This window comes from Streptomyces sp. Y309, from assembly GCF_056712025.1.
Genome location: NZ_CM160048.1, coordinates 4,769,018 through 4,793,257, shown reverse-complemented (window position 1 = coordinate 4,793,257; position 24,240 = coordinate 4,769,018). Strand labels below are relative to the sequence as shown.

19 protein-coding genes and 1 tRNA gene are annotated in these 24,240 nt (G+C 73.7%); 7 read left to right on the top strand and 13 right to left on the bottom strand.

Features of this window, described 5'->3' with window-relative positions; genetic code table 11:
* The first annotated feature begins 76 nt into the window (after nucleotides 1–76).
* Together AC0KTA_RS19315 and AC0KTA_RS19310 are read left to right on the top strand one after the other, a co-directional pair.
* Nucleotides 77–709, top strand: a complete 633-nt coding sequence (locus tag AC0KTA_RS19315; RefSeq protein WP_481049478.1) for an SSI family serine proteinase inhibitor — start codon at nucleotides 77–79, stop codon at nucleotides 707–709.
* A 232-nt stretch (nucleotides 710–941) separates the two neighbouring features.
* Nucleotides 942–5,879, top strand: coding sequence for a PAS domain-containing protein (locus AC0KTA_RS19310; protein WP_481049477.1), 4,938 nt, complete (start codon nucleotides 942–944; stop codon nucleotides 5,877–5,879).
* Between the two features lie 32 nt (nucleotides 5,880–5,911).
* On the opposite strand, the gene AC0KTA_RS19305 is transcribed toward AC0KTA_RS19310, so the two are convergent.
* Nucleotides 5,912–6,517: a TetR/AcrR family transcriptional regulator gene (locus AC0KTA_RS19305; protein WP_481049476.1), complete on the bottom strand. Its 606-nt coding sequence runs from the start codon at nucleotides 6,515–6,517 to the stop codon at nucleotides 5,912–5,914.
* Between the two features lie 173 nt (nucleotides 6,518–6,690).
* Here AC0KTA_RS19305 and AC0KTA_RS19300 point away from each other — a divergent pair, with 173 nt between their 5' ends.
* The gene (locus tag AC0KTA_RS19300) at nucleotides 6,691–7,947 is read left to right on the top strand and encodes an MFS transporter (RefSeq protein WP_481049475.1); all 1,257 of its coding nucleotides are present in this window, start codon (nucleotides 6,691–6,693) and stop codon (nucleotides 7,945–7,947) included.
* A 119-nt stretch (nucleotides 7,948–8,066) separates the two neighbouring features.
* On the opposite strand, the gene AC0KTA_RS19295 is transcribed toward AC0KTA_RS19300, so the two are convergent.
* From AC0KTA_RS19295 to AC0KTA_RS19255, 9 genes are all read right to left on the bottom strand, one after another.
* Nucleotides 8,067–9,716, bottom strand: coding sequence for a long-chain fatty acid--CoA ligase (locus AC0KTA_RS19295; RefSeq protein WP_481049474.1), 1,650 nt, complete (start codon nucleotides 9,714–9,716; stop codon nucleotides 8,067–8,069).
* 197 nt (nucleotides 9,717–9,913) lie between these two features.
* Entirely contained in the window at nucleotides 9,914–10,477 is a 564-nt protein-coding gene (locus AC0KTA_RS19290; RefSeq protein WP_481049473.1) for a SigE family RNA polymerase sigma factor, read from the bottom strand.
* 353 nt (nucleotides 10,478–10,830) lie between these two features.
* Nucleotides 10,831–11,721 carry a DUF1906 domain-containing protein gene (locus AC0KTA_RS19285; RefSeq protein WP_481049472.1) on the bottom strand — a complete coding sequence of 297 codons (891 nt, stop codon included), beginning with the start codon at nucleotides 11,719–11,721 and terminating at the stop codon, nucleotides 10,831–10,833.
* Nucleotides 11,722–11,772: 51 nt separating this feature from the next.
* Nucleotides 11,773–12,939 carry a lipid-transfer protein gene (locus AC0KTA_RS19280; protein WP_481049471.1) on the bottom strand — a complete coding sequence of 389 codons (1,167 nt, stop codon included), beginning with the start codon at nucleotides 12,937–12,939 and terminating at the stop codon, nucleotides 11,773–11,775.
* Nucleotides 12,936–13,397, bottom strand: coding sequence for a MaoC family dehydratase (locus tag AC0KTA_RS19275; protein WP_481049470.1), 462 nt, complete (start codon nucleotides 13,395–13,397; stop codon nucleotides 12,936–12,938). The genes AC0KTA_RS19280 and AC0KTA_RS19275 overlap by 4 nt, the downstream gene beginning before the upstream one ends.
* A gap of 134 nt (nucleotides 13,398–13,531) precedes the next feature.
* Nucleotides 13,532–14,596: an acyl-CoA dehydrogenase family protein gene (locus tag AC0KTA_RS19270; RefSeq protein WP_481049469.1), complete on the bottom strand. Its 1,065-nt coding sequence runs from the start codon at nucleotides 14,594–14,596 to the stop codon at nucleotides 13,532–13,534.
* A 1-nt stretch (nucleotide 14,597) separates the two neighbouring features.
* Nucleotides 14,598–15,704, bottom strand: coding sequence for a bifunctional MaoC family dehydratase N-terminal/OB-fold nucleic acid binding domain-containing protein (locus AC0KTA_RS19265; protein ID WP_481049468.1), 1,107 nt, complete (start codon nucleotides 15,702–15,704; stop codon nucleotides 14,598–14,600).
* A complete protein-coding gene (locus AC0KTA_RS19260; protein WP_481056483.1) occupies nucleotides 15,701–16,903 on the bottom strand; it encodes an acyl-CoA dehydrogenase family protein in 1,203 nt (400 codons plus the stop codon). The genes AC0KTA_RS19265 and AC0KTA_RS19260 overlap by 4 nt, the downstream gene beginning before the upstream one ends.
* A gap of 264 nt (nucleotides 16,904–17,167) precedes the next feature.
* Nucleotides 17,168–17,479, bottom strand: a complete 312-nt coding sequence (locus AC0KTA_RS19255) for a hypothetical protein (protein ID WP_481049467.1) — start codon at nucleotides 17,477–17,479, stop codon at nucleotides 17,168–17,170.
* Between the two features lie 753 nt (nucleotides 17,480–18,232).
* Here AC0KTA_RS19255 and AC0KTA_RS19250 point away from each other — a divergent pair.
* Nucleotides 18,233–19,060 (top strand): bifunctional DNA primase/polymerase, encoded by an 828-nt coding sequence (locus tag AC0KTA_RS19250; protein ID WP_481056482.1) that lies wholly within the window; start codon nucleotides 18,233–18,235, stop codon nucleotides 19,058–19,060.
* A gap of 75 nt (nucleotides 19,061–19,135) precedes the next feature.
* On the opposite strand, the gene AC0KTA_RS19245 is transcribed toward AC0KTA_RS19250, so the two are convergent.
* The 3 genes from AC0KTA_RS19245 to AC0KTA_RS19235 form a co-directional block, all read right to left on the bottom strand.
* Nucleotides 19,136–19,384, bottom strand: a complete 249-nt coding sequence (locus AC0KTA_RS19245; RefSeq protein ID WP_481049466.1) for a hypothetical protein — start codon at nucleotides 19,382–19,384, stop codon at nucleotides 19,136–19,138.
* A 263-nt stretch (nucleotides 19,385–19,647) separates the two neighbouring features.
* Nucleotides 19,648–19,732: transfer RNA gene (locus tag AC0KTA_RS19240), tRNA-Ser, on the bottom strand.
* Nucleotides 19,733–19,782: 50 nt separating this feature from the next.
* Nucleotides 19,783–21,360 carry a S1C family serine protease gene (locus AC0KTA_RS19235; RefSeq protein WP_481049465.1) on the bottom strand — a complete coding sequence of 526 codons (1,578 nt, stop codon included), beginning with the start codon at nucleotides 21,358–21,360 and terminating at the stop codon, nucleotides 19,783–19,785.
* A gap of 260 nt (nucleotides 21,361–21,620) precedes the next feature.
* On the opposite strand from AC0KTA_RS19235, the gene AC0KTA_RS19230 reads away from it, so the two are divergent.
* From AC0KTA_RS19230 to AC0KTA_RS19220, 3 genes are all read left to right on the top strand, one after another.
* Nucleotides 21,621–22,466, top strand: a complete 846-nt coding sequence (locus AC0KTA_RS19230) for a glycerophosphodiester phosphodiesterase (RefSeq protein ID WP_481049464.1) — start codon at nucleotides 21,621–21,623, stop codon at nucleotides 22,464–22,466.
* A gap of 53 nt (nucleotides 22,467–22,519) precedes the next feature.
* A complete protein-coding gene (locus tag AC0KTA_RS19225; RefSeq protein ID WP_481049463.1) occupies nucleotides 22,520–23,152 on the top strand; it encodes an ATP-binding protein in 633 nt (210 codons plus the stop codon).
* A gap of 97 nt (nucleotides 23,153–23,249) precedes the next feature.
* Nucleotides 23,250–24,233 (top strand): DUF5926 family protein, encoded by a 984-nt coding sequence (locus tag AC0KTA_RS19220; RefSeq protein ID WP_481049462.1) that lies wholly within the window; start codon nucleotides 23,250–23,252, stop codon nucleotides 24,231–24,233.
* Nucleotides 24,234–24,240 lie beyond the last annotated feature (7 nt).

Sequence of the window (24,240 nt, the reverse complement as noted above, 5' to 3'; positions counted from 1 at the left end):
CGGCGTTAGACGCGGTGGGCGCCGACACCGACGGCCGGCCGCGCCCCGCCGGAACCCCGCGCCCCAGGGAGCCCTCGTGAAACCCGCCACCCAGCTGTCCGCCCAGCCCTCCGCCGGGTCCCTCACCGGGCCCTCCGTCCAGCCCCTCGCGGGGTCCCTCACCGAGCCCTCCGCCCGGCCTTCCACCGAGTCCCTCACCAAGCCCTCCGCCCTGCCGTCCACCCGGCCCTCCGCGCGGCGCCGCACCCCGCGCCGCCGCCTCCGCACCGCCGCCGCGTCCGTCGCCGTCCTGGCCGCCGCGTTCCCCGCCGCGGCGCACGCGTGCCCGGCCGACCATCCCGGCGCCCCCGAGCGCTCCGCCGCGCACCGGCTCACCCTCACCGTCGACGGGACCGGCGGCGCGGGCGACGGAACGTACACCCTGGAATGCGCCCCGACGGGCGTGAGCGGCGGCACGCACGGCGGCACCCACCCTTCGCCCGATGACGCGTGCGAACGTCTTGATCAGCTCGCGGCGGACGGCGCCGACCCCTTCAAGCCGGTCCCGCGCGACGCCGCGTGCACCCAGCAGTACGGCGGCCCGGAGACCGCGCACATCACGGGCACGTGGCAAGGGCGGGCCGTGGACGCCGCGTTCTCGCGCACCGACGGGTGCCAGATCTCGCGGTGGAACGGCCTCGTGCCGGTGCTCCCCGCCGCCGGCGCCTGAGCGACCGCGCGGCGCGACCGAACCGACGTGCCCTTTTTGTGAAGAGGGCTCGCAACCCTTCCGTGACCAGGGACTACTGAAGGCTCACGACTTCTGCGTGCGACCTCCCTCTCATCCGGCGTCGCGCCCGCAACCACTCCCCGTAGACTCCCTCCCGTGACACGCCGCGAGCCGCGGGGCAAGATGGCTCGGGCGGTCGGCAAGGTGCGGTAATCAGGGAGGAAGCGTCGTCGTGAGCAGCAGGCCATCCCGAGGCGCTGCTCGCCTCGCAGCCATACTCGACGCGCTCCCGGACGCGTTGGTGCTGGTCAACGCCAACGGGACGGTGGTGAACGCGAACGCCATCGCGCTCGAGGCATTCGAGGCGCCGGGCACCGCGCTCGTGGGGCGCGGACTCCTCGATCTGCTGCCGGAGTTCGACTCCCGGCTCATCCCCGGCTCCATGCGCCGCCCGGACACGACGGACGAACAAGGGCGTACCAAGCCGAAGCGGATGATGGCCCGCCGCACCGACGGCGGCGAGTTCCCCGTCGAGGTCACCAGCTCCAACCTCCAGGACAGCAGGCACGCGTACGACGAGCGCTTCGGCAGCCAGGGCGGGTACGGCGGCTACGGCAGCGACGAGATGCTGATGATCGTCGTCCGCGATCTGTCGGGCGCGCTCAACACCGAGGCCGAGCTGGCGCGTTCGCAGCGGCAGACCGAGATGATCCTGCGGGCCGCCGCGGAGGGCGTCGTCGGGACCGACACCGACGGGCGCGTCGTGCTGGTCAATCCGGCCGCCGCGCAGATACTCGGCTTCCGCGCCAGCGACCTCGGCGGGCAGGAACTGCACCCGCTCGTCCTGCACTCGCGCGCCGACGGCGAGCCCTTCCCGTACGAGGAGTCCCCGCTCGCGGACACCCTGCGCTCCGGCCGCAAGCACCGCGTGCGCGGGCAGGTCCTGTGGTCCAAGAGCGGCGAGAAGGTCTCCGTCGACCTGACCACCGCCCCTGTGCGCGACGGCGACCAGCTCGTCGGCGCCGTCATGACCTTCACCGACCGGCGGCCGTACGACACCCTCGCCGAGCAGTACGAGAACGCGCTCACCCAGCACGCCGAGGAGCTGCGGGCAGCCCACGAGCTGCGCGCGGAGGAGCTGCGGGCCGCCGCGGAACTGCGCGCGGAGCAACTCGCCGCCGAACAGGAGCGGTACGCGGCCCTCGCCGAGCGCGAGAAGGACCGCTACGAAGAGCTGGCCGAGCGCGAACAGGAGCGGTACGACACGCTCGCCGCCCGGCACGGCCAGCTCGTCGCCGTCCTCGACCAGTCGCTGCGCGGGCCGCTCGACGAGCTGCGCCGCGAACTGTCCGCGCTCGCCGCCGACGACGCGGGCCAGCTCTGGCCCGAGGCCAACCAGGTGCTCCACCACCTGTCGGCCGGGTACGCGCGCATGACGACCCTCGTCGACAACGTGCTGGGCTACCAGCGCCTCGAATCCGGGGCCGAGCAGCTGTCCCGTACGGCCGTGCTGCTCGACGCCGTCGTCGCCGCCGGTGTCGACGGCGCCGTCGAACTGATCGGTCCCGGGCGCGCCCAGTTCGCCGTGCACGCACCGCCGATCGAGGTCGCGGTGGACGCGCAGCGCCTCGCGACCGCGCTGGCCCATCTGATCGCCGACGTCGCCGGAATCGACGCCACCGGCAACACGCGCGCGGGGGCCGCGGTTTCGGGTGCGTCCGGCGGCCAGGGTGCGTACGTCGACTCGACGGTGGTCGTGGCCGCGGCCCAGCGCGGCGAGGTCGTACGCATCGAGGTGCGCGGCCCGTACTCCGGGGGAGACCCGGTGCACGAGCCGATCGTGCGGGGCGTCGTCGAGGCACACGGTGGCGTGCTGCAGACGCACGAGGTGCCGGGCATGAACGGCAGCGCGTACGTACTTGAGGTGCCCATCGGGGACAGTGCGGGCACTGCTTCAGGCGTGGGCCCGGCCGGGGTCAGTTCTTCGGGGTCTACGGAGACTGCTGGTTCGGGTGCGCTGGTGCCCGGACAGGGGGCGGGTACGGCGACGGGTCCGGCAGGCAGCACCGGAGGGGGGCGTCGGCGGGCCCGGCGGTCTTCGGTGGACTCCTTCTTGGACAGCGCGGTTCCCGGGGACGGCGGGAGCGTGTCCCCGGGGGATGCCGTTTCCGGCGGACCGGGTGGTTCCGTGGGCGGTAGTGGTGCTTCTGATGACACTGGTTCCTTCGAGGTCGGTGGTTCCGGGTCCGGCGGTTCCGGCGGTACTGGGCGGCGCAGGCGGCGGGCCGTGGCCGAGGGGGCCGCGGGGGCCGGGGCCGATGCGGGTGCCGGGGCCTCTGTGGGTGGGGGTCCGGGTGCCGGTGCCGCGGGCGGGAGTGGGGCCGCTGGTTCTTCTTCGGGTGGGTCTTCGGGCGGTACGTCGGGAGGTACGGGTCGGCGGCGCGGGCGGCCGAGTCCGGCCGAGGGTGCCGTGATGACGGCGGCCGAGCACGCTGCCGGGTCGGCGGCGCTCGGCGAGACGGTGCCGCCGCAGGGCGTTCCGGCGCAGGGCGGTCCGGGGTCGGCGGAGGTCGCCGTGCCGTCCGGACGGCGGGCCCGGCGCGGGGGCGAGCAGCAGGCGTTGGCGTTGCCTTCGGGGACGGGCCAGGCGGGGACCGGTGGCCCGGAGCAGGGTTCCTTCGGGGGCGAGGGCGCGGAGGCGCCGCGTTCCGGTGGCCGACGGGCCCGGCGTGCGCTGGCCGCCGCGCGGGAGCGGGCCGCCGCTGAAGAGGCGTCCAGCGGGCGCGTGTTCGCGCTGCCGCCGGCGGAGGCCGACCGCGACGCGGACAGCGGGGCGCCCGGCGGGGCCGAGCAGGTGGGTGTGGCGCAGGGTGCGGCCGGTGAGCAGGGTGGTGTGCCGCAGGGTGGTGTGCCGCAGGGCGGGGGTGCGCCGGTCGGGGGCGCTCCGGTCGGTGCGGGTGCCGTGCACGCGGGTGCTCCCCAGGCCGGTGTCCCGTACGGCGCGCCCGGGCAGGCGGGTGGCCCGCAGGGCGGGCCCGCGCACGTCGGCGGCGCCCACGGGGGACACGCGCAGGTCGGCGCCTCGGTGAACGTACCGGCCGGTGTGCAGGCCGGACTTCAGGCGGCCCCCCGTGGTGGCGTGCCCGCGCAGGGCGGTGCGCCCGAGAGGCAGGGCAACGTCCAGGAGGGTGTGGCCGCGGGGGCGCAGGGGTCCCGGTCCGGAGGAGTGCGATCGGCCGATGCGCAGGGAGCGCAGGCGGCCGCCCCGGCACAGGGCGCGCAGGGAGCCGGGGCCGCGGGGGCGCGGCGTGGGGTTCCTGCGGGGGCGCAGGGTGTTGCGGGTGCGCAGGGTGTTGGAGGGGCGCAGGGTGCTGCGGGTCAGCACGGTGCCGCCGGTCCGCACGGCGTCGCGGCCATGGCGGCTCCCGGCAGCCTGCCCGCAGGCCCCCCCGTCGTACCCGCCGGACAGCACGACACCGGACAGCACGCCGCCGCGCTGCACGATCCGGCCGACGACCACACCCCGCCGCAGCCGCACCCCGCGCAGCCCCCGGCCCTGCCCGGCCAGGCCGGACCGGCCGCGTCGGCCACGCCTGCCGGACAGGCCACGCCTGCCCACCCGGCCGCTCCGGCAGACCGGACCGGCAAGCCGCAGGCCCCGACCGGCCGTCGGCGCGCCCGGCAGGCACCGCCCGCCGGCCCCGCGGCGACCGCGACGCCCTCCCAGGGCATGCCGGTTCAGGGCACCCCGCCAGGCGGCACCCCGGTCGCCGAGGGAGCGCCCGCCCAGGGCATCCCGACGCCCGCGCAAGGCGCCGCCCTGCCGCCGGAACGCGACCCACGCGCGCGTGCCGCCCAGCCGCTGCCCGCCGAGGCCGCTCCCGTCGACCCGAACTCGACGCAGGGGCGCGCCATCAGCGTACGAACGCTCGGACAAGGCGTGCCGTTCGGACGCCAGGCCGGCAAGCAGCCGGGGCAGGCCGGACCGGCCCCGCAGCCCGGACAGCCGCAGCAACTGCCGCAGGCGCAGCCGCCGCAGCCCCAACAGCCCCCGCAGGCACACCCGTTGCCACAGCCGGGGACACAGCCGGGAGCGCAGCCGGACCCGTCCCACACCCCGGCGCAGCCGTCGGCCGGAGGCTCGGGCCGTCGGCGCCGCCTGTCCACGCCGCCCGCGGCAACTGCGGCGACCGCGGCGTCTGCGGCAAGCACCGACGAGCGCCAGGACGCGGCCCGCCAGCACCCCCAAGCGCACGCCCAGGCACAACCCCAGGCCGCCAAGGCGCAGCCGCAGCCCCGGCTTTCGCCGACCACCGAGGGCACCGGCCGCGCGTACGCGATCGGCGCTCCGGACGAGAACGCCGACGAGGGCCCCGAGCTCCTGGACGGCCCCGGGGGCGCGGTGGAGGTGTCCAACCAGCCGCAGCCGCGGCCCATGGACGACGAACTGCCGCCCGAGCCGCTGGACAACCCGCGCCGCCTCCTGGTGTGGCCCGCGCCGGACGTCACCACGCAGCAGGCCCTCAGCGACCGCGGCTACCGACCCGTCATCGTGCACTCGCGCGAGGAGGTCGACGCACAGATCGCCGCGTTCCCGGCGGCCCTCTTCGTAGACCCGCTGACCGGGCCGATCACGCGCACGGCACTGCAGTCGCTGCGCCAGGCCGCGGTCGCCGCCGAGGTGCCCGTGCTGGTCACGGCGGGACTCGGCCAGGCCTCGCGCGAGGCGGCGTACGGCGCCGACCCCGCCGTACTCCTGAAGGCCCTGGCACCGCGCGACAGCGAGCAGCATCCGCCGCGCGTGCTGCTCATCGAGGAGCACGAGGAGATCGCGCTCGCCCTGACCGCGACGCTGGAGCGGCGCAGCATGCAGGTCGTGCGGGCCGAGAGCGACGCGGACGCGGTCACGCTCGCCGCCCAGATGCGGCCGAACCTGGTGGTCATGGACCTGCTCCAGGTACGCCGCCGACGTGCCGGGATCATCGACTGGCTGCGCGCGAACGGGCAGTTGAACCGCACCCCGCTCGTCGTCTACACGGCGGCCGTCGACGAGACCGACCTGCCGAAGCTCGCCGCGGGCGAGACCGTGCTGTTCCTCGCGGAGCGGTCCACGAGCGGCGAGGTACAGAGCCGGATCGTGGATCTGCTGGCGAAGATCGGTACGAACTAACAGACCGGTACGAACTAACAGACCGGTACGGACTAGCCGGTGGCCGCCGGGGCGTCGGCGGGCGCCGTGAGGCGGCGGGCGGCGGCGCGGACCGAGGCACGCAGGCGCGCGCGGTCCTCGTCCCCCGCGCCCACCAGGACGCGCCGCATCTGCGGCACCGCCGAGGCCCAGCCGGCCAGCGCGACCAGCATGAACAGCAGGTCGGTCGCCGGGATGGCGTCCGTGATGACACCGCGCGCCTGGGCGTCCTTGAAGGCGGCGACCTTGCGGTCGTAGTGCGCCTGGCGTTCGTACTCGTACGGCAGTTCCTCGGTGCCGCCGTACTCGATGCCCTCCCAGAAGAGCAGGCGCAGCACTTCGGGGTGGGTGGCGTGGTAGTCGATCAGGCGGTCCATCCAGCCGTCGATGTCGTCGGCGTCGACGGGGACGCTGACGGCCAGATCGAGCATCTTCTTCTCGAGGACCTGCGCGAACAGCTCCGCCTTGTTGCCGTAATAGGCGTAGATGAGCTGCTTGTTGGCCTTCGCCTCGCTCGCGATGCGGTCGATGCGGGCACCCGCGATGCCGAACCGCGCGAACTCCGCGACCGCCGCGTCGAAGATCCGGGCCCTGGTGGCCTCGGGGTCTCTCACTGCCATGGAAACAGCGTAAGCGACTTCCGCGGCTAACCAACCATTTGGTTGCTTGACAGTTGCCGGGGCGCGGGCGCAGAATTTTTCAACCAACCAGTTGGTTGTCAGACCGATCCTGGTCCCGGTCGGTCTCGGATCTCTGGCTACGGATCGCGGATCACGGAGGAGCCCTGCCGCCCATGACTTCAGCAACGCCATCCCCGCCGGGCGCCCTGACGGACCGGCCCGGGCCCAGCAGGACGACGGCGCACGCGGGCCCGCCCGACCCCGACGCGGGTCTCCCGCCGCGCCTGTTCCTCGTGCTCATAGCCGTCTGCACGGCGGTCACAGCGGCGAACATCTACGTCGCCGCCCCGCTGCTCCCCCTCATGGCCAAGGACTTCGGTTCCACGCCCTCGGGCGTCGCGTGGATCGCCTCGGTCGCCCAGTTCGGGTACGCCGCCGGGCTGCTGTTCTTCGCCCCGCTCGGCGACCGTGTGAACCGCCGGCGGCTGGTCGCCGCGCTCTCGCTGGCGACGACGGCCGCGCTGGCCCTGGGCGCGGCCGCGTCCGGCACCACCGCGCTGGCAGCCGCCGTCCTGGTCGCCTCCGCCGCGACGGTCGTCCCGCAGCTGCTCGTGCCGCTCGTCGCCGAGCGGGCACCGGCGCACCGCCGGGCCAGTCATGTCGCGGCCGTCATAGCCGGTCTCTTCACCGGCGTCGTCGCCGCACGGGTCGTCGGCGGCCTCGCCGGGCAGGCCTTCGGCTGGCGGGCGGTCTTCGTTGGCGCGGCCGCGCTCACGGCGGTGCTCGGCCTGGCCTCCGCGGCCGCCCTGCCCAAGGAGAACCGCCGCTGCACGGGTCCGCTGTTCGCGGGCCTCGCCCAACTCCCGCGCGTCGTCAGGGCGTCACCGGAGCTGCGGCGCGCCTGCATACGCCAGGGCGGGATGTACGGCGCGTGGAGCGCGCTGTGGACGTCCCTCGCGCTCCTGCTCACGGGCGACGGCGGCGAGGGGTACGGCATGACGACCGGCGCCGCCGGTCTGTTCGGGCTCTTCGGCCTGGCGGCGAGCGTGGTGGCACCGGTCGCGGGCGGGCTCGTGGACCGGTTCGGCGCGGCCAAGGTGGTGGCGTCGGCCTATGGGCTCGCGGCGGTGTCCGTGCCGCTGTTCTGGCTGGGCGGCGAGCGGCTGTGGGCGCTGTGCGCGGCGGCGGTCGCGGTGCACGCGGCGCTGGTCGCGAGCCATATCGCCAACCAGACGCTGGCCCTGACCACCACCTCCACCCCGGCGGTAGCCAACACCGCCTATGTGGTGGCCGGTTTCGCGGGCGGCGCCCTCGCCTCGGCCCTGGCCGGCGCGGCGTTCACGCACTGGGGCTGGGGCGGGGTGTGCGCGGTGGCCGCGGGCTGCCTGACTGTGGGGTGGGGCGTGAGTTCGCTGCGAATACGGCGGTGAGGCGCCGGACGCGGGCACCGGCCCGCGGCTGACGTCGCCCGCGGACCGGGCGGAAAAGGCCTGGCCCCGGGCCGGGCGGGGCACCCGCGCCCGCGGCACCCCGGCGGCCGTACCGCGCGTCAGAGCCGCGTCACATCCAGCTCGCCCGCCGCGTACTGCCTGCGAAGGACCTTCTTGTCGAACTTGCCGACGCTCGTCTTGGGGACGGCCGGGACGAGCGACCAGCGCTCGGGGAGCTGCCACTTGGCGACGCGCGTGGCGAGGAAGTCACGCAGGACCGCGTAGTCGGCGGTGGCGTCCTCCTTGAGGACGACGGTGGCGAGCGGGCGTTCGCCCCACTTCTCGTCAGGGACGGCGACGACCGCCGCCTCGGCGACGTCCGGGTGGCACATCAGCGCGTTCTCCAGCTCGACGGACGAGATCCACTCGCCGCCGGACTTGATGACGTCCTTCGCGCGGTCGGTGAGGGTCAGGAAGCCGTCGGCGCTGATGACGCCCACGTCTCCGGTCCGCAGCCACCCGTCGGGGCTGAACTTGTCCTCGGGCTTGAGGACTTCGCCGCCCGCGCCGCCGTAGTAGGCGGCGGCGATCCAGGGGCCGCGCACCTCCAGCTCGCCCGCGGACTTGCCGTCCCAGGGCAGCCGGGTGCCGTCGGGGCCGATCAGGCGGCCCTCGACGCCGGCGGGGAAGCGGCCCTGGGTGAGGCGGTAGGCGAACTCCTCGTCGGTGCCGAGGGCGTGGGCGGGCGGCCGCGCGACCGTGCCGAGCGGGGAGGTCTCCGTCATGCCCCAGGCGTGGCAGACGCGGACGCCGAGCCCGTCGAAGGCCTCCATCAGGGAGGGCGGACAGGCCGCGCCGCCGATGGTGACCTGGGTGAGACAGGAGATGTCGCGGGGCTTGGCGGTGAGTTCGGCGAGCAGCCCCTGCCAGATGGTGGGCACGGCCGCCGCGTGCGTGGGCCGCTCGGACTCGATCATCTCGGCGAGCGGCGCGGGCTGCAGGAAGCGGTCCGGCATCAGCATGCCGACGCCGGTCATGAAGGTGGCGTGCGGCAGGCCCCAGGCGTTGACGTGGAACTGCGGTACGACGACGAGGGTGGTGTCGGCGTCCGTGAGGCCCATCGACTGGGTCATGTTGACCTGCATGGAGTGCAGGTAGATGGAGCGGTGGGAGTAGACGACGCCCTTGGGGTCGCCGGTGGTGCCGGAGGTGTAGCACATGGCGGCGGCACGGCGTTCGTCGAGCTCGGGCCAGTCGTAGCGGTCCGGCTTGCCCGCGATGAGGTCCTCGTACTCGTGGACGCGGGGGCGGGCGCCCTCCAGGAGGGAGCGGTCGCCGGGTCCGGAGACGATCAGGTGCTCGACGGTCGGCATGCGGTCGAGCAGCGGCGCGATCAGCCCGAGCAGCGAGCCGTTGACGATGACGACGCGGTCGGCGGCGTGGCCGACGATCCAGGTGAGCTGGTCCGCGGGGAGCCGCAGATTGAGGGTGTGCAGAACGGCGCCCATGCAGGGCACCGCGAAGTACGCCTCGACGTGCTCGGCGTTGTTCCACATGAACGTCGCCACCCGCTCGTCGTCCCGGACGCCCAGGTCGTCGCGCAGGGCGTGGGCGAGCCGGGCGGCGCGCGCGCCGATGTCCCGGAAGCTGCGGCGCTGCGGCGCACCGTCGCCGGTCCACGTGATGACCTGCGCGTCCCCGTGCACGGTGGTCCCGTGGTCGAGGATGCGGGTCACAGTCAGCGGTACGTCCTGCATGGTGCTCAGCACGGCGTCCTCCCGGTGGGCGCGGCCAACAGGCGTCCGGGCGTTCCCGGCGCTCTACCTGGCAGTAGCCCCAGATTCTTGCCGCATACCGCTCGGTATGTCACTACCGCGGGAGCACGTGAGGGGAAAAAGACCGCGCCGGAGTGAGGAGGGTGGCGTGCCCCTGTCAGGCGATGGCCCGGCGGCGCGGAGCGCGATGCTCAGCGGACCGGCGTCAGCTCCGGGTCCTCGCGGAGCTTGCCGAGGGCGCGCGACACGGCGCTCTTCACGGTGCCGATGGAGACCCCGAGCACCTCGGCCGTCTGGGCCTCGCTCAGGTCCTCGTAGTACCGCAGGACGACCATCGCCCGCTGCCGCGCGGGCAGCTTCATGATCGCGCGCCACATCGCGTCGTGCAGCGCCTGCTGCTCGGCCGGGTCGCCGGCCGGCACGGTCTCGGGTTCGGGCAGCTCGTCGCAGGCGAACTCGTCGACCTTGCGCTTGCGCCACTGCGACGTGCGCGTATTCAGCAGGGCCCGGCGCACATAGCCGTCGAGCGCCCGATGGTCCTCGATCCGGTCCCAGGCCACATACGTCTTGGTCAGCGCCGTCTGCAGCAGGTCCTCGGCATCGCTCGGGTTCGCCGTCAGCGAGCGGGCGGTGCGCAGCAGCACGGGCTGGCGGGCCCGGACGTAGGAGGCGAACGACGGATAGGCGGAAGGACTCGTGGTCCGCGTCGCCGCCTTCGATGCGCTGGTGCACACGGACACCATGGATGCGGTCATGGCTCCACGCTAGAAGCGACCCCTACATCAGCGGATCGGCCGCAGGTCCCGAAGCGTTGTCCGCCTCAGGTTGTACGAGGGGAGCCAGCCCCACCTCCTGAAGGTGGAGGAGGTGGGGCGGACCCTTGAGGGTTCAACCCTGAGGTGTACGAAAGTGCCTGGCGGCCGGGGCGTACGCGCCCGGCGTACGGGAGCGCCCCGACGGCGCGCGGGGCTGGATCGACATGCGGCTCCGCCGCGGGGCGCGACCAGCCACTACGGCGCCGCAGCCGGACGACGGACCGCGTGGTACTTCCAGCGAAGCGCTGCGCGCCCGCACCGCCCGGGCCCGGCCCCGGGCACCAGCAGAACCGCTAGCCGAGCGTGGCCACGGGGGCATCCACGAGGTTGCGGTCGATCGTGATCGTCCGGCCGCCGTGCCGCTCCGTGACGTCGCCCGCGTACTGGTGGATCCGCCGGTGGGGCTGCCAGGCGTCCCGGCCGAGCACGGGCTCGCCGTCCACGTCCGGAGCGGTGTGCCAGCGCGCGAACCACATCACCGACGGCAGGTCCCGCACCCCCGCCCGCCGTGCCTGGTCCATGTGCCGTACGCCGGAGTTGGCGCTGCTGTAGAAGCCCGGTACGTACCCGTGGCTGCGCACTTCGCGGTTCCAGGCCCGGACGAAGGAGAGCGTGTCGCGGGCGCACGCCTTCTGCTCGTGGCGGTACGACTCCATGTCCAGGTAGAGCGGGCTCTCCGGCTCGATGCCCAGGCCCCGGGCCTTCTCGACGGCGTCTCCTCCCTCGCGTGTGCCCTGCTTCCAGGGGTCGCTGCCGATGCGGACGTGCTGCTTGTTGCGTGCCACGACGCACGGCGACTGCGAGCCGACGTACACCGGAAGCACCCGCCAGCCCATCCCGTCGACCGCCTGCAGCCAGTCCCGGCTCAGGTGTTTCTGGTCCGCGCAGGCCCGGCCGCGGCCGCCGAAGTACACCCCCACCGCGCCGTAGTCGGACTCGAGCCAGCGCCGCATCGAATCCGTGGACGGCGCCTGGCAGGTGTCGAAGGCGCGGCCCTGGAAGGTGTCCGCGGCGCGGCCGTAGTCGATGGCGTCGGTGTCGGTCGCGTCGGCCCAGGCCGAGTCGGTCTCCGGCAGTGGTCCTCCCGGTGGCGGGTCCGTGTCCGTGGGTCTGTCGGTGTCCATGGCCAGCGTCGCCAGGCCGAGGCCCAGCACGAGTCCCAAGAGCAGCTTTCGTTGGCGCATACAGCGAGTGAACGGGCCGCGTGTGCCACCGGGCGTGGGGACGCGCCGCGTTCAGCCGTCCGCCGTCAGAATCAGCCCCGATGTGGGGACACCGGTGCCCGCCGTGACGAGGGTGCGCGCGGCGCCCGGTATCTGGTTCACGGCCGTGCCCCGCACCTGCCGGACCGCCTCGGCCACGCCGTTCATCCCGTGCAGATACGCCTCCCCGAGCTGCCCGCCGTGGGTGTTCAGCGGCAGCCGCTCCTTCGCGACGAACTCCGCCGCCTCGCCGGGACCGCAGAACCCGAACTCCTCCAGCTGCATCAGCACGAACGGCGTGAAGTGGTCATAGAGGATCCCCACGTCCACCTCCTCCGGCGTGAGGCCCGACGTGCGCCACAACTGCCGTGCGACCACGCCCATTTCGGGCAGCCCGGTGAGGTCGTCGCGGTAGAAGCTCGTCATCTGCTCCTGCGCGCGGCCCGCGCCCTGGGCCGCGGCGGCGATCACGGCGGGCGGGCGGGGCAGGGCGCGGGCCCGCTCCACGCTCGTCACGACGAGGGCCTGCCCGCCGTCCGTCTCCTGGCAGCAGTCCAGGAGCCGCAGCGGCTTGACGATCCACCGCGAGGCGGCGTGGTCCTCCAGGGTGATGGGCTTGCCGTAGAAGTACGCGGCCGGGTTCGTCGCCGCGTACTTCCGGTCGGTGACCGACACATGGCCGAACACCTCCGGTGTCAGGCCGTACGTGTACAGATAGCGCTGGGCCGCCATCGCCACCCACGACGCGGGCGTGAGCAGCCCGAACGGCAGCGACCAGCCGAGCGCCGCGCCCTCCGCCGACGGCTCGCGGTGCCGCACCCCGGAGCCGAAGCGGCGGCCCGAGCGCTCGTTGAACGCCCGGTAGCAGACGACCACTTCGGCCACCCCGCTCGCCACCGCGAGCGCCGCCTGCTGCACGGTCGCGCAGGCCGCGCCGCCGCCGTAGTGCACGCGGGAGAAGAAGGACAGCTCGCCGATGCCCGCCGCCTGCGCCACGGTGATCTCCGGGCTGGTGTCCATCGTGAACGTGACCAGGCCGTCCACGTCGGCCGGGCGCAGGCCCGCGTCGTCGAGCGCGGACCGCACCGCCTCCACGGCCAGCTTCAGCTCGCTGCGACCGGAGTCCTTGGAGAACTCCGTCGCCCCGATCCCGGCGATCGCCGCCTTGCCGCCGAGACGGTCCCTGCCTCGTACGCTCATGTGTCGTCTCCCGCCCCGCGCACCGTGACCGTGACGGTGCCGGTCACGTGCTTGCCGATGCTGTTGGCGCCGACGACCCCGACGGTGACCGTCGCCGCGCCCCCGTCCGGCTCGGCAGGCTCGGCCAGTTCGTCCGGCTCGACCCGCTCGACCGTCCCTGTCAACGTCATCGTGTCCCCGGGGTAGTTGGGTGCCCCCAGCCGGATCGCCACCTTCCGGAGGGTGGCGCCCGGGCCGAGGTGATCCGTTATGTACCGCCCCACCAGGCCGTTCGTCGTGAGGATGTTCATGAAGATGTCGGGGGAGCCCTTCTCCTTGGCGAGCTCCGCGTCGTGGTGCACATCCTGGTAGTCCCGCGAGGCGATGGCCCCGGCGACGATCAGGGTGCGGGTGACCGGGATCTCCAGGGGCGACAGGGCGTCTCCCGGGCGGAGGGCCGCGCTTCCGGGGCGGGGCACTGCGGTCCCGGGGCGGGGCGCTGCGACTCCGGGGCGAGGTGCTGCGGTCCCGGGGCGGGATTCAGCGGCTCCGGGGCGGGGCGCTGCGCTACCGGAGCGGGATTCAGCGGCTCCGGAGCCGGATGCTGCGGTGCTCATACGGACTCCTCCTCCGTCGCGATCAAGTCGCCCAGTTCGGCCAGGACTTCGCCGCCGCACCCCAGATACGCGTCCAGCTGGCGGCCCCACAGGAAGTGCCGGTGCACCGGATACTCGACGTCGGCGCCCAGGCCGCCGTGCAGATGCTGGCCCGCGTGCACGACGCGGCGACCCGCCTCCGACGCCCACCACGCGGTGGTCAGCGCGTGCGCGCCGTACGGCAGGCCCTGGTCACGGCGCCAGGCCGCCTCGTACGCCGTGACGCGGATCGCCTCCGTGTCCATGTACGCGTCCGCCGCCCGGAGTTGGACCGCCTGCTTCGCGGCGAGCGGGCGGCCGAACTGCTCCCGCTCGTTCGTGTGGGCGACGGCCCGGGCCAGCGACCCCGCGCACACCCCGGCCTGCAGCCCCGCGAAGGCCGTACGGGCGGTGGCCAGCACGTCGTCGTAGGCGGCCCCCGGAGGAGACTCCTCCGGCACCCCGGCGTCGTACGCACCCAGCCGCTCCGCCCGCACCCCGTCCAGCTCGAGGCGGCCCGCCCGCCAGGGCGCCGTCAGCTCGACCGGATCGCAGGTCACGTCGGCCGTACGCACCAGCCACAGGCTGTGGTCCGCCGCGGCGACCAGGACGAGCGTGGCGTCCCGCAGCCACGGCACCCAGGGCACCGCCCCGCTCAGCCGGCCGCCCTCGGCCCGCAACCGGCTCCCGCGCGCGGGGAACGCGCCCGTCGCCACCTCCGTCCCGTCCCGCAGGCCGGGCAGCAGCCGCGTCCGCTGCTCCGCCGAGCCGTGCGCCGTCACCGCGAGCAGTCCGTACACACAGCTCGCCGCGAACGGCACCTGTGCCGTCGTCCGGCCCTGCTCCTCGAGCAGCAGCACCAGGCCGAGCAGCCCGACCTCCTCCACCGCGCCCGGCAGGCCCGCCGCGCACAACGCCTTCCACAGCTCGGCGTCCGTCCCGGTGCCCGCCGCCGCGAGCCGCTCCGGTGTGGACAGGTCCCCGAAGATCCGCGCGGCCAGGTCCCGGGCGGCGGCCTGTTCCGGTGTGGGCGTGAAGTCCATGTCAGCGCACACCCCCCGGGACACCAGCGGTGACCGGCCGGAACACCGGCAGCTCCAACTCCTCGTCCGCCCGCAGGAATTCCAGCCGCACCGGCATCCCGATCCGCACCCGGTCGTGCGGCAGCCCCACCACCTGGCTGATGATCCGCACGCCTTCCGCCAGCTCGACGAGCACCACCGCGTACGGCCCCGCCCCCGCCTCCGCCCCCGGACCCGTCGCGTCGGCGGCGTGCTCCGGCACCGTGAAGGCCGGAAACGGCGGGTGATGCATCACGACGTACGAATAAACCGCGCCCTCGCCGCTCGCCTCGACCGTGTCCCACTCCGGCGAGCCGCAGGCGTTGCAGCCCGGCAGCCAGGGGAAGCGCAGGCGGGCGCAGGCGCCGCAGCGCTGGATGAGCAGCCGGTGCCGGGCCACGCCGTCCCAGAACCCCGCGTTGTCCCTGTTGATCACGGGACGCGGCCGCTTGCTCGTGGCACCGGCACCGGCACCGGCACTGGCACTGGCACTTGGCTGCCTGCGCCCGTCGGCGGGAGCCGCCGCCTTCGGCGTCCGCCGCGCGGGCGCGTACTTGAGGATCCGGAAGCGGTGCGTCCCCGCCGGTTCGCCGTCCGCGCGGACGTCCATCCGCGTCGTCACGAAATACCCCGTACCGAGCTTGGTCGTCTTGTGCTCGGACACCGACTCGATCACCGCGTCGAAGGTGATCTCGTCCCCGGGGCGCAGCGGCCGCAGATACTCCTGCTCGCAGTCGGTCGCCACCACCGAGGCGTAACCGGCGTCGTCGAGCAGGGCGAACAGTTCGTCGTACGCCTCCGAACGGCCGCTGTGGCCCGAGAGGCCGCCCATCGTCCACACCTGGAGCATGGTCGGCGGCGCGACGGCCTCCGGCCCGGTGTACGCCGCGTCGGTGTCCCCCATCGCCTCGCACCAGTGCCTGATCATCGGCCCGTTCACCGGGTCCTTGCCGCGCCCCGCCACGGCGGCGGCCCGCCCCTCGTACGCCTTCAACTTCTCGTACAGCTCGTCCGACCCGGCCGTCTCTGCCGCTTCAGTCGTATCCGCCGCTTCAGTCGCTTCGGTCGCTTCAGTCGCCCCACGCGTCATCGCCGCCCCCTCCGCATCCCGAGCCGCATCGTCGCCACGATCTCCCGCTGCACCTCGCTCACCCCGCCCCCGAAGGTGTTGATCTGCGCCGCCCTGTTCATCCGCTCCAGCTCCCCGTCCCCGGCCGTCCCCGTCCCCGTGCGCGGATGCGCACCCAGCGCCAGGGATCCCGGTGAGCCGGCCCGCACGAGCCCCGCGTCCCCCGTGATCTCCTGACATATTCGGTACACCTCGACCGCCGATTCGGTTCCCGCGAACTTCACGCCGCTCGCGTCCCCGGGGGCCAGCCGACCGGCCCCCACATCCCCCACCAAACGCCAGTTGAGCAGGCGCGTTGCCGCGAGCCGGGCATGCGCTTCGGCCAGTTTCAAACGGACCCACGGAGCGTCAATCCGACGTTCGCCTGTCACCGGATCAGGTGAGCAAGCCGCGGTGCGCGCGGCCGCGTAGAAGTCCTCGGCCTGCATGCCGATCGCGGCGAGCGCGACCCGCTCGTGGTTGAGCTGTTCGGTGATGAGGCCCCAGCCGCCGTTCTCCTCGCCGACGAGGTTCCCCGCGGGCACGCGTACGCCGTCGTAGTACGTCGCCGTCGTGGTCAGGCCGCCGACGGTCTCGATCGGGGTCCAGGAGAAGCCGGGGGAGTCGGTCGGCACGAGGAGGATCGAGATGCCGCGGTGCTTGGGCGCGTCCGGGTCGGTGCGGCAGGCGAGCCAGATCCAGTCGGCGTTCTGGGCGTTGGAGGTGAAGATCTTCTGCCCGTCGACGACCCAGCTGCCGCCGTCCCGTACGGCTTTGGTGCGCAACGCGGCGAGGTCGGTCCCGGCGGACGGCTCGCTGTAACCGATCGCGAAGACGGTTTCCCCGCGCAGGATGCCGGGCAGGAAGGCGGCCTTCTGTTCCTTGGTCCCGTACTTCATGAGGGTCGGCCCGACGGTGTTCAGCGTGACCATCGACACGGGCGCGCCCGCGCGGTACGCCTCGTCGAAGAACACGAACTGCTCGTCGGGGCCGCGCCCCTGGCCGCCGTACGCGACGGGCCAGCCGAGGCCGAGCAGCCCGTCGGCGCCGATCCGCCGCAGGATCCGGCGCTGCGCGGCCGGGTCGTCGCCCGCGGGCGGGCCGTCGGGCAGCAGTTCGCGGAAGTACGCGCGCAGCTCGGCGCGCAGGCGCTGCTGGCGTTCGGTGGGGGCGAGGTGCACGGCGGCGGCCTCTCCGTCTCGTACCGGCAAGGATTTCTGACTGTCCGTCAGAAACAGAACCGGCGTCAAGGCCCCGTGGCGGGCTCCGTGGCGGGTCGCGCGTCCCGGAGGTGCCCGGCAACCGGCGAACACGGCCTCGCATACCGCCGCCCGGCACACGGCCCCGAACACAGCTGCGCGACGGTGCCCCAGGCACCGCCGCGCAGCCGTCACATCACCCCACTGAGCAGGCCCCCGAGGATCACTCCCCGACGAGGCCCGTGGTCACCACAGTTCGCTGAAGTTCACGGAGACGTTGCTGTTCGACTGCTCGATGTTCGTGAACGCGGAACCGTTCACCTGGGCCGTGTTGCTCTGGTTCGAGGCGCCCGTGCCGACCGCCTGCTGCTGCGTAGTGGACGAGTTGCCTTCGTTGTCGTCGCCGACGCCGCTGCCGGTGACCGTAGCCACACCCGCGTTGGATCCGTCGTCCGCGAACGAGCCGTTGTCGGCCATCGCAACACCGGAGAAGAGAGCGGCGGCGAGGGGCAGGGCCGCGACAGCGGCGAGGGCGCGGGCGGTACGGATGCTTGCCATGTTTTTCCTCCAGGACGGGGAGTCACGCACCGGCGGGAAGCCGGGAGCGCCTCAAGTAGCTCTTGCTCCAAGGCAGTTGGCCGACCGCCTCGGTTTCTGGATCTGCACGACGTCGCGAGTCCAGAGTTGCCCACCGAATCCCCGCCGAACCACCCCGGAAGACACGATTCCCTCGCAAGCGTGAGGACAAGTCGATAAACCCGCTTTGCATCCGCAGCGTGTCGGCGCGGCGCCGCTCCGGGGGCGCGGCCCAGTCGCCGCACGGGCTGAAGCGTTCCGGCAATCACCCGAAGTGAGGGGGCGCCGTCCGCTCACGACGCGCCACCCCGGGCCACCCCCCTTCCCTTCTTCGAACGCTTGTACGAAAATGAATTCATGGCTCCCATCGACCGCCATGCCGCAGACCGCAACACCCCTGACCACACGCCTGATCGCAGGCCTGACCCCGCCTCGGACCGCAGGCCCGACCACGCGCCCGACCGCAGGCCCATGTCGTCCGGCCCCGCACCCGAAGGCCGCGCTCGGGGCTGCCCGGGCGGGGACCACGAACCCGCCGGGGACCACGGCCGCGTCGGGGGCCACGAACCCGCCGGGGACCACCACCCTGTCGGGGGCCACGAACCCGCCGGAGACCACGACCCCGTCAGGGACCGCGGCCCCGCCGTAGGCCGGAACGCCCCCGGCCCACGCTCCACCCCCGACCCCCGCTCCGCCGCCGAGCGGCACACCGCCACGCTCGCGCTCGCCCACGCCCTGTCCGCGGCCGAGCGCGGTCTCGCCGTCATCCCGCTCTCCCGGACCAAGCTCCCGGCGCTGCGCTCGCCGCACCACGAGGACCCGCAGCCGTCGGCGTGCCGGGGCGAGTGCGGCCGCATGGGGCACGGTGTGTACGACGCGTCGACCGACCCGCTGCGCATCCGCGAACTGTTCGCCGCCGCGCCCTGGGCCTCCGGTTACGGCATCGCGTGCGGTCTCGCGCCGTACCACCTGATCGGCATCGACCTGGACACCAAGTCCGGCGCCGACGCCCCGGCCGCGCTGCGCGAGCTGGCGCTGCGGCACCTGTTCACCATCCCGGAGACCGTCGTCGTGGCGACGCCGAGCGGCGGCCGCCACATCTGGCTGTCGGGGCCGCCCGACACGGTGGTGCCCAACTCGGCGGGACGCCTTGCCCCCGGAATCGACATCCGCGGCGCGGGCGGCTATCTGGTCGGCCCCGGCTCCCGTACCGAACACGGCGTCTACAGCACGGTGCCCGGCACGGCCCACCTCCCGCCGGCCGCCTGCCCGCCCGCGCTCCTGCGCCTGCTCGCCCCGTCACCGCGCCGCAGGTCCACGCCCCCGCGCGCGGACGGCCCGCCGGCACCCCAACAGGGCCAGGGCCTGGTCCAGTTCGTCCTCGCCGCGCACGAGGGCCAGCGCAACACCCGCCTGTTCTGGGCGGCTTGCCGCGCCTACGAGAACGGCCTCGGCGAGGCCCTCGCCGGGCCCCTCACGGACGCGGCGCTCCGCGTGGGCCTCACCCTCCGCGAGGCCCGCTCGACGATCGCGTCCGCGGCGCGGCTGACCGGCCACGACTAGGCGAGCGGTCGACCGGCCCCGGCCAGAAAGAAACCCTGGCCCCGGCCAGAACCCCGGCCCCACCCCCAACCCCGGCTAGGAAAGCGGCAGCCCGGCGATCGGCAGCGAGCGCAACGCCGAGCCGTCGATGATCTCCTCCCCGGGAACCTCGTCGAACGAATCCCGCGCGACCAACGACGTGACGGCCAGGCTCTCCCCCGACGATTCCCCGGCGGCCGACGCGGGCGCCGCCGCCCCCAGCACCATGACCGCGCCCACGGCCCCCGCCGAGCTCACCGCACCCACAGCGCCCACCGCACCCACAACAGCCTCAACGATCCTCATGCCCGAAGCTCCCCTTCCAGTTCCGGCAGCACGCCCGACGGGGCACGACGCCCGCACCTCCGGGGCACCGGCCCGCGTGACCACTGCCCACCGCCCTGCCGCCCCCTTAACCCGCCCGCACCCCACCGAGGTACCGCCACCTCACCCGGGCGGCCCACGGATACACGAGCCCCGACGCGGAGTTCGAGTCGGAAACCAAAACGAGGCGGGGTGACCGAAAGCTTCGGTCACCCCGCCTCGTCAGGCCTTACGGCCGGCACCCGCGGTGGGTGTGGGATTTGAACCCACGGTGGCGTGAACCACGACGGTTTTCAAGACCGTTCCCTTAGGCCGCTCGGGCAACCCACCCCGCGCCCGCGGCCGGTGGACGGCGGCGGCGCGGGGTCAAGAGTAGCGGGTCAGCCGTCGCCCTTGCGTGCGCCCAGGACCACGTCGACCGTGCGCTCCTTGCCGTCGCGTTCGTAGGTGATCTTGACGGTGTCGCCGGGCTTGTGGGTCCAGATCTGGCCGATCAGGGTCGGGCCGCTGTCGATGACCACGTCGTCCAGCTTCTTGATGACGTCGCCGGACTTGAGGCCCGCCTTGTCCGCGGGGCCGCCCGGCTCCACCGCCGCGCCGGAGCCGCCGGCCCCGCGGTCGGAGATGGTCGCGCCGTGCGACGTGTCCCCCAGGGACACCGACGCGCCGATCACCGGATACGTCGCCTCGCCCGTCTTGATCAGCTGCTGGGCGACGTTCTTCGCCTGGTTCACCGGGATCGCGAAGCCCAGGCCGATCGAGCCCGACTGGCCGCCGCCCCCGAGGCCGCCGCTGTCGGCGGGCTTGATCGCGGAGTTGATGCCGATGACCGCGCCGCGCGCGTCCAGGAGCGGGCCGCCGGAATTGCCCGGGTTGATGGAGGCGTCGGTCTGCAGCGCGCTCATGTACGAGCTCTTGCTGCCGCCGTCGCTGGAGGTCACCGGGCGGTTCTTGGCGCTGACGATGCCCGTCGTGACCGTGTTGGAGAGGCCGAAGGGCGCGCCGATCGCGATCGTGGAGTCCCCGACGGCCACCTTGTCGGAGTTGGCGAGCGGGATCGGCTTCAGGCTCGCCGGCTTGTCCTTGAGCTTGATGATCGCCACGTCATAGCCCTCGGCCCGGCCCACGACCTCGGCGTCGTACTTCTTGCCGTTCGAGAACGTCGCCGACAGCTTGCCGCCCTCGGCCGCGGACGCCACCACGTGGTTGTTGGTCATGATGTGGCCCTGCTCGTCGTACACGAAGCCGGTGCCCGTGCCGCCCTCGCCGCTGCCGCTCTGGGCCTCGATGGTGACGACGCTCGGCAGCGCCTTGTTCGCGATGTCCGCGACCGAGCCGGGCTCGCGCTTGAGGTCGGCCGGGGAGTCCGACGCGGAGACCGTCGTCGAGTCCGTGCCGGTGTCCTCGTTGCGGTCCGCCGCCCAGAAGCCGAGGCCGCCGCCGACGCCACCCGCGACCAGCGCCGCCGCGAGCACCGCCGCGACCAGGCCGCCGCGCCGCCCGCCCGGCTTGGGCGCCGACGGCTGCTCCGCCGTCCAGGACGCGCCCCAGCCGGAACCGGAGCCGCCACCCTGCGCATACGTCGGCACGGCCGGCGGCGGGGGCGGCGGCCAGGCACCGGCGGGGGCGTGCCCCGAAGACGCGTGCCCGGAGGGGGTCTGACCGGCGGCGGTCTGACCCGCGCCGACGTGCGCGGCGGTGTGTGCGTACGGATCGGGGACGCTCGGGGCGGGGGCAGGGGCGGCCGGGGTCTGTGCCGGGGCGGGGGGCGGTGCGGCGGGCTGCTCCCCTCCGGGGCCCTCGGAGGCGGCGGGGGTGGTCGGCCCGGACGGGCCCGACGACGGCGCCGGTGGCGTCGGCTCCGGCGCGTCGGGGGCGGAAGCAGCGGGAGTGTCCACCGGCACAGGAGGTGCGGACGGGGCCGGGGGTACCTCAGTGCCCTCGTTCTCGGTGCTCACAGCTTCTTCTCCTCGGTCCACGCTGTCGTACTCGGTCACGGCCTGAGAGCAGCAAACGATCAGATCGGTTCAGTTTTGTCTGTAGTCAGCTTTTCCCATGGGCTGTCAGGGCACCATAAGCCGATGCTGTGCGTTCACGGCGGGCGAAACGACCCGATTCGGAAGGGCAAGCCGGACGGCCCCGGGCAGCCGCGGACGGTCCGGCCGGACGACTCGGACCGGCGCGTTCCGCGGCGCCCGGACGATGGCACGATGACGCGGTGACCCACGCACGACAGCACCACATCCAGGTCGTCGCCCACCGCGGAGCCTCCGAGGACGCCCCGGAGCACACCCTGGCCGCGTACAAGAAGGCGGTGGAGGACGGCGCAGACGCCCTCGAATGCGATGTACGGCTCACCGCGGACGGCCATCTCGTCTGTGTCCACGACCGCCGGGTGAACCGCACCTCCAACGGCCGCGGCGCCGTCTCCGCACTGGAGCTCGCCGACCTGGCCGCCCTCGACTTCGGCTCCTGGAAGAACGGCGTCGAGGCCCTCCCCGGGGGCATCGACGGCGAGGGACCCGACTGGGAGATGGGGCCCGACCCGGCGGACACCTCGGTGCTCACGCTGGAGCGGCTCCTGGAACTCGTGGCCGAAAACAATGCCTCCGGGCGGCACGTCCAGCTCGCCATCGAGACCAAACACCCCACCCGCTGGGCGGGCCAGGTCGAGGACCGGCTGCTGCATCTGCTCAAGCGCTTCGGCCTCGACGCACCGCCCGCCGACGGCCCTTCGCCCATCCGTGTCATGAGCTTCTCGGCGCGCTCGCTGCACCGCGTGCGGGCCGCGTCCCCGACGCTGCCGACCGTCTATCTGATGCAGTTCGTCTCGCCCCGCCACCGCGACGGCCGGCTCCCCCAGGGCGTACGGATCGCGGGCCCGGGCATCCGGATCGTACGCAACCACCCCGGGTACGTCGCCAAGCTCAAGCGCGCCGGGCACCAGGTCCACGTGTGGACCGTGAACGAACCCGCGGACGTCGAGCTCTGCGTCCGCCTCGACGTCGACGCGATCATCACCAACCGCCCGAAGCAGGTCCTGTCCCAACTGGGCCGGTGCTGACCTTCGTTACGGGGAGTGCACCGGCGCGTTCGGTGCGTATTCGATCGTGACGAGTGCGTCACCATCCCGGTGTTGGCCGGTTTCCGGTCCAGTCCATTGGGGCATCCACACCGTGGCGTGGGGCAAAGGAGGTCTCGGGGGTGGCGTTTGTGGTGGCACGGGAGGTGCCCGCGTCGTCGAGCATGGCCGTACCCCATGGTCCTGCGGGCGTGGGGGAAGCAAGGCACCGGATGCGCGACCAGCTGCGCATCAGCGGAGTGCCCGAATCGGTCATCGACGATGCCGTACTGATCCTTTCCGAACTCCTCAGCAACGCCTGCCGGCACGGCAGGCCGCTGGGCGAGGGGATGAACGGGGACGGTGGCGGCGACGACGGAGACGTGCGCGCCGCATGGCGCGTCGACAAGACCGGACGGCTCACGGTCGAGGTGACGGACGGCGGCGGACCGACCCGCCCCGTTCCGGCCACTCCCTCGGTCACGGCCCACGGCGGCCGCGGGCTCAACATCATCACCGCCCTCGCCGAGGCCTGGGGCGTCCGCGACGACACCCGCGGCGAGGTGACCGTCTGGGCCCTGGTGCAATCCGGGCACCGTCACGAGGATTTCGCTACGCGCGTCGCCGCGCCGTCGGCGGCAGCGATATCCGACCTGGGGTTCACGGACCCTTTCGACGACGTGGACTGAGGACGTGAACCGAGGCCTACGGAGCTCAGTCCCCCCACCGGTGAACGGCTAGGCTCGCGCCCGTACGCAAGCGAGCCGTAACCGGGAGACACCCACGATGGCCAAGAAGCGCCCGCAGACCAAGGGCAACCAGGGCAGCAAGGGCAAGCAGCCGCAGCTCAAGGACCACGAGGTCCCGGTCGTCGGCGCCCGGGAACCCTGCCCCTGCGGTTCGGGCCGCCGCTACAAGGCCTGTCACGGCCGGGCCGCCGCGCACGCGGTGACCGAGCTGGTGCAGCGCCCCTTCGAGGGCCTGCCCCGCGAGTGCGACTGGGTGGCCCTGCGCGAGCTGGTGCCGGCCGCGACCGTCGAGCTCACCCTGAAGAGCGGCCTGCCCGAGGGCGTGCCCTCCGTGACGCTGGCGACCGTCCTGCCGATGGCCTGGCCCGCGCTGCGCCGCGACGACGGCTCGGTGCTGCTCGGCCTGCAGAACGACACCTCGTCCGGCGACATCAGCCGCGACCTCGCCGACACGCTGGAGCGCGCGCTCACCACCGAGCCCGGCCAGCCGGTCGCCGGCCGCCGCGCGCCCTCCGAGGGGCCGCGCCTGCAGGACCTGATCGACGAGAAGAGCGCGTTCGAGCCGGTCGTGCACTCCGGGTTCGAGTTCTGGGTGCCGGACGCCGAGAACGCCACGCCGGAGGTGTCCGCGTCCCTGGAGCGCGCGAATGCCGCCGCCATCCCGACCGTCAAGCTCCCCGGAGTGGACGCCGCGTACTGGTGCGAGACCCCGGAGAAGAACCACCTGCGGTGGGTGATGCCGCACCCCGAGGAGCAGCTGCTCGACGCGCTCGCGCGGCTGCACGCGGCCGGTACGTCGAGCCTCGGCGAGGGCACGCGCCTCGTCGGCTCCTTCCGCGCGCACGGCCTGACAGTGCCGGTGTGGGACCTGCCGAGCGTCATGGGGGCGAAGGACGTCGAGCAGCCCGCCGCCGAGTTCGCCGGGCGGCTCGCGAAGGCGCTCGCGGCGACGGAGCCGCTCACCCCGGAGGAGCGGCGGGCGCGCGGCGGCCTCACCAACCGGCAGGTCACCCTCAGCTGACCGGCAG

Coding starts and splice junctions, on each gene's coding strand:
- AC0KTA_RS19290 (WP_481049473.1), bottom strand. CDS start 10,477: ATGACCGCATCCATGGTGTCCGTGTGCACCAGCGCATCGAAGGCGGCG.
- AC0KTA_RS19265 (WP_481049468.1), bottom strand. CDS start 15,704: ATGACGCGTGGGGCGACTGAAGCGACCGAAGCGACTGAAGCGGCGGAT.
- AC0KTA_RS19300 (WP_481049475.1), top strand. CDS start 6,691: ATGACTTCAGCAACGCCATCCCCGCCGGGCGCCCTGACGGACCGGCCC.
- AC0KTA_RS19270 (WP_481049469.1), bottom strand. CDS start 14,596: ATGGACTTCACGCCCACACCGGAACAGGCCGCCGCCCGGGACCTGGCC.
- AC0KTA_RS19305 (WP_481049476.1), bottom strand. CDS start 6,517: ATGGCAGTGAGAGACCCCGAGGCCACCAGGGCCCGGATCTTCGACGCG.
- AC0KTA_RS19245 (WP_481049466.1), bottom strand. CDS start 19,384: ATGAGGATCGTTGAGGCTGTTGTGGGTGCGGTGGGCGCTGTGGGTGCG.
- AC0KTA_RS19285 (WP_481049472.1), bottom strand. CDS start 11,721: ATGCGCCAACGAAAGCTGCTCTTGGGACTCGTGCTGGGCCTCGGCCTG.
- AC0KTA_RS19220 (WP_481049462.1), top strand. CDS start 23,250: ATGGCCAAGAAGCGCCCGCAGACCAAGGGCAACCAGGGCAGCAAGGGC.
- AC0KTA_RS19280 (WP_481049471.1), bottom strand. CDS start 12,939: ATGAGCGTACGAGGCAGGGACCGTCTCGGCGGCAAGGCGGCGATCGCC.
- AC0KTA_RS19255 (WP_481049467.1), bottom strand. CDS start 17,479: ATGGCAAGCATCCGTACCGCCCGCGCCCTCGCCGCTGTCGCGGCCCTG.